This window comes from uncultured Dietzia sp. (assembly GCF_937873725.1).
Classification (GTDB): Bacteria; Actinomycetota; Actinomycetes; order Mycobacteriales; family Mycobacteriaceae; genus Dietzia.
The window spans coordinates 1-4,933 of the sequence record NZ_CALMYY010000115.1 but is presented as its reverse complement, the minus strand read 5'-3'; the positions used below and the strand labels follow the sequence as shown (position 1 = coordinate 4,933).

At 74.7% G+C, this 4,933-nt stretch carries 3 protein-coding genes; 2 read left to right on the top strand and 1 reads right to left on the bottom strand.

The window, feature by feature from the left end; all coding sequences use genetic code 11:
* Together Q0444_RS12720 and Q0444_RS12715 are read left to right on the top strand one after the other, a co-directional pair.
* A partial coding sequence (locus Q0444_RS12720; RefSeq protein WP_299023396.1) for a multicopper oxidase domain-containing protein occupies nucleotides 1–1,289 on the top strand: 1,289 nt, incomplete at its 5' end.
* A gap of 214 nt (nucleotides 1,290–1,503) precedes the next feature.
* Nucleotides 1,504–2,814, top strand: coding sequence for a M23 family metallopeptidase (locus tag Q0444_RS12715; RefSeq protein WP_299023395.1), 1,311 nt, complete (start codon nucleotides 1,504–1,506; stop codon nucleotides 2,812–2,814).
* Nucleotides 2,815–2,834: 20 nt separating this feature from the next.
* On the opposite strand, the gene Q0444_RS12710 is transcribed toward Q0444_RS12715, so the two are convergent.
* Nucleotides 2,835–4,933, bottom strand: a 2,099-nt coding sequence (locus Q0444_RS12710; protein WP_367179757.1) for an NTP transferase domain-containing protein, incomplete at its 5' end; no start/stop codon positions are given.

Below are 4,933 nucleotides of genomic sequence, written 5' to 3'. Positions count from 1 at the left end.
GGGCGGGGGGGAGGCGGTTCGTGCGGGCCCGCGTGGCCGCCCCCGCCGGTGACCGGCTGGAGATAACCCTGATCAACGACGACGACGCCACCGTCCACGACCTGTACCTCTCCAACGGCGCGGACTCGGGGCGTGTCGCCTCGGGCGAGACCGTGACGTTCGATGCCGGCGTGATCGGCCGGTCGCTCGAGGGCTGGTGCACGATCGCCGGGCACAGGGCGATGGGCATGACCTTCTCCGTGGCCGTCGAGGGTGGCGACCCCGCGGGCGGCTCGGTCGGTGGCGCGGCTGGTGGTGGCGCGGCTGGTGGCGCGGGTGGTGGCGGCGCGGGTGGTGGCTCGGGCGGCTCGGTCGGGGGCGCGGCTGGTGGCCATGGCGCGCACGGCGGGTCCGCGCCGACGGAGTCGATCGACCTGATGGCGCCGCCGTCGGACGAGTTCGTGACCCGCGACCCCGAGTTGGCCCCCGCGCCCGGCGGACGCGTCCACCGGGTCGCGCTCACGGTCGAGGAGGCGACCGACGAGCTCGCGCCCGGGGTGGTGCGGCCCGTGTGGACCTACAACGGCGGGATGCCGGCGCCGACGCTGCGCGGCAAGGTGGGGGACGAGTTCATCGTGACGCTGCGCAACGGGGGCACGATGGGGCATTCGATCGATTTCCACGCCGGGGACGTGCGGCCCGACGAGGTGATGCGCACGATCCCGCCCGGCGAGGAACTCGAGTATCGGTTCACCGTCAATCGGGCCGGCGCGTGGCTGTATCACTGCGCGACCATGCCGATGACAGGGCACGTCGCCGCCGGGATGTTCGGCGCGCTGATCGTCGACCCGCCGGATCTGCCGAAGGTCGACCGCGAGTACGTGCTGGTCCAGTCCGAGGCGTACCTCGGCGGTCCGGACGAGCCGTTCGACATGGCCAAGATCGCGGCGAAGCGGCCCGACCTGGTGATGTTCAACGGGCACGCCACCCAGTACCGACGTGACCCGTTGACCGCCCGCGTCGGCGAGACGGTGCGGATCTGGGTGGTGGTGGCCGGGCCGAGCGACGGCACGAGCTTCCACGTGGTGGGCTCGCAGTTCCACACGGTCTACAAAGAGGGCGGCTACCTGCTGCGCGACGGACGCGACGCGTTCGGCGGCCGCGACGGTGGCGCCCAGGCGCTGGACATCGCACCTGCCCAGGGCGGGTTCGTGGAGATGACGTTCGCCGAGCCGGGCCGCTACACGTTCGTCGACCACTCGTTCGCCGACGCGGAGAAGGGGGCCACCGGATTCATCGACGTGAAGTGAGCGGTGGCTGGGCGGCTGGGCGCGCTCCGGCGGGAGGCGTCGAAGTCGGAGACCCGGCGCAAGGCGCGGGAGTTCGTGGAAAAGCCACCCGGCCGAAGGCGGTGCGAACACGGCCAATGCCTGGGCCTGGCCTCGGGTACGGTCGGTCCGCGCTGCCGACGAGACCCCCGGGGTGTTAAGTTTCTGCTCACTGATGGAGAAACGGAGTCACCCTGTGACCGCTCGTCGCGTAACCCCTCTGCTCGCCTTGCTCGCCGCCGTCGTCGTGTTCGGGGCGAGCTGCGCCTCGGACACCGCCACCGAGGCGGCGTCCACCACCTCCCCCGCGGCCCCCTCCTCCTCCGGCGAGGCCGGGGTGACGGTGCCGGACGCGTTCACGCCGATCACCCTCACCGCCATCGGCGCTCCTCCGCTGCCCTTCCGCGGGACGGATGGCGAGCTCCACGTCGCCTACGACCTGCAACTCACCAACGCCACCGCGGTCCCGGCCACCCTGGAGCGGATCGACGTGGTCGACGGCGCCGACCCGACGCGGGTCCTGGCCAGTTTCTCCGGCACGGACCTGGTCGACCCGGCCTGCACGTTCGGCGACTGCAACCGATTGCGCAGCCTGCCCGCCAAATACGTCGACACCGCCGACATCCCGCCGCAGGAGAGCAGGGTGCTGTTCCTCGACTTCACGCTGGACGCGGCCGACGACGTCCCGGGGGCGTTGCTGCACCACCTCTATGGGACGGGCGCGGGCTCGCCCGCCTTCGGTGCGCCCGGACCCGTCGACTACCTCACGACCCCGGTTGCCGTGTCGACCCGGCCGGTGCCGGTGATCGCGCCGCCGCTGCGCGGCGCGAACTGGGTGGCTCTCAACGGCTGCTGCGAACCGGGCTTCCCCCACCGCAGCTCGGTGATGTCGGTCAACGGCAAGCTCAACAACAGCCAGCGCTTCGCGGTGGACTGGAAGCGCGTCGATGATCGCGGCGAGTTCTACTCCGGCGACAGGACCAGCAACGACAGCTACGCCGATTACGGGGCGGACATCCTCGCCGTGGCTGATGCGACGGTCGTGTCCGTGCTCGACGGGATGGCGGCCAACGCCCCGGGCGTTCTGCCTGCCAGCGACCCGGCTCTGGCGGCCGAGCTGACGGTCGAGAACGTGGACGGCAACCATGTCGTGCTGGACCTCGGAGACGGGGTGTACGCGATGTACGCACACCTCATCGCCGGATCGGTGGCCGTGAAACCGGGCGACACCGTCACCCGCGGACAGGTGATCGGCAAACTCGGCAACACCGGCAACGCCAACGCGTCCCACCTGCACTTCCAGCTCATGGACGGGCCGAGCCTGCTCGAGGCGGACTCGCTGCCGTACGAGCTGACCGGGTTCGACTACGCCGGGCAGGTCCCCCCACAGCTGATCGCCGACGCGGACGACTACCTCACCGGCGTCTTCGTGGACGTGGCGGCACTCGCGCGGGAGCCACGGACCGACCAGTTGCCGCTGAACCTGGCGGTGGTGGACTTCCCCTGATCTGCCAGTGTGGTCGGGCGTCAGATCCAGTCGACCAGCTCGATCGGGTCCGACGCGGCAGCCGCCTCGGGCACCAACGCCAGCGCGGGGGCGCCCGCGAGGTCGGCTAGGTGCGCGGTCCGGACGCGACCGGTCAGGATCCATCCGCCGGCGCCGTCAGGGCGGGCGGGCAGGAGCCGCGACATCTGCGGGTTCGCATGCGTGGGGAGGTCGTCGACGCTGGTCAGCATGGGCGTGCGCCGATGACCGGTGAGTGCGTCGACCAGCGCGCGCCCGGTGGTCGCGGCGGCGCACACTGCCGCCAGCGGGTTGCCCGGCAGCCCCAGCAGGACCCCGCCGCCGGGGAGCGCCGCGACGATCTGCGAGCCTCCGGGCCGCACCCGCACGCCGTCGAGGACGATCCGTGCCCCGGCCCGCTCGAGCGCGGGTCGCAGGTGGTCGGCCACGCCGCGTCCGGTCGCACCGATCAGCACCAAGACGTCCCCGGACGAGCGTCGGCGCCGGAGCAGTTCCTCGACTGCGGCGGCGGTGTCCGGGCAGTGCTCGAGAGAGCGCGGGTCGGCGAGCGAGGTGGGCGCGGCGTCGGCCCCCGAACTCGCGACCCCCGTGCTCGCGAATCCCGCCCGCGCGAGCACCGTGCCGAGCAGCGGCCCGACCGTGTCGCGGATCCGCCCCGGCGGCAGCGGGTCCGGGGTGTCGGCGGGCAGGACCTCGTCACCGGTGATCACCACCGTTGCGCGCACCGGGCCGCGGACCGTGACCTCGGTCACCCCCGCGGACAGCGCCGCCGACGACAGCGCCGCGTCGAGCACCGTGCCGGCCGGGGCGAGTGCGAATCCGGCGGGCCAGTCCTCGCCGACGGGCCGTAGGTCGTCGATGCCGTCCGCGGCGGCCAGGGCCGTGACCAGTGCGGGGCCGTCGGAGGGGCCGGCACTGGCCGTGCGGCCGGCCTCGGCGAAGCCCCCCGCGCCGGCGGAGCCGACCGAGCCGACCGCGCCGGCGGAGCCCCCCGCGCCGGCGGAGCCCTCCGTGCCGGCGGGGGAGACCTCGACCAACTCGTGCCGCAGCACCCGGTCGGTCCGGTCGGGTGCCAGGGCCCCGGTCGCGATCGGCGCGGCGCAGCCGGGGGCGAGGGACGCCGCTGAGTCGTCCCCGGCCCGCCGGGCGGCCCCGGCCAGCCGCCACGGACCGGGCCCGGCAAGCGCGTACCCGTCCATCGCCGACACGCGCCCGCGCGGCATCGCGTCCACCGCGACCAGCGGCGCCGCGAGCACGGCGCCCACCGCACCGAGGGGTGTGGACCGTTGAGCGGGCACGGGGTCCAGGCCCGCGGCCAGGACCGAGCCGACGTGGCCGAGCGCCACCGGTCCGCGCCCGGCGAGGTCGGACCAGGTGTCGACGTCGTGAGCGTGGTCGCCCACGGGCACGTGGAGGAACTCGGTGTCGTCGTCGACGTCGTCGGTCCTACCCTCGCCGGCGTCGACTCGCCCTCCCGCACCGTCGCCGCCGGGCGCGAACAGCGCGCGCACCGGGCGTCCCGCGAGTCCGCCGGCGGCCTCGAGGCGGTCCAGGCGCGCGGCGAGGGCGCGGCGGTCCCACGCGGCCAGGAGGTACTGCTCGCGGCCGGAGGCGTCCACGCCGAGCGCGACGGCCGGGGCCGCGCCGCGCGAGGCCTCGGCGCGGGCCCGGAGCAGGGCCTCGACGAGGGCGGCGAGCGTGTCCGCGTCGAGTCCGGGCAGGTCACAGGCCACGACGACGACGACGTCGACCTCGCCCCGCAGCGCCGCCAGCCCCGCCGCGATCCCCGCCACGGGCCCGGAGTGCGGCGGCTCCTCGCGGCAGTTGCCGCGGGGTCCCACAGCGACGACCGTGCCCGCCACGGCCCGCGCGGCGCGCAGCACCGTCTCGACCATCGGCCGCCCCGCGACCGTGAGCCGGGCCTTGTCCACGCCGCCCAGCCGGCTCGCGCGGCCGCCGGTGAGAATGATCGCGCCGACGGATCCGTCCGGACCCGCGCCTGCGTCTGGACCCGCGCCTGGGGCCACCCCGCCTGCGTCCGGACCCGCGCCTGGGGCCACCCCGCCTGCGTCCGGACCCGCGCCCGGGGCCACCCCGCCTG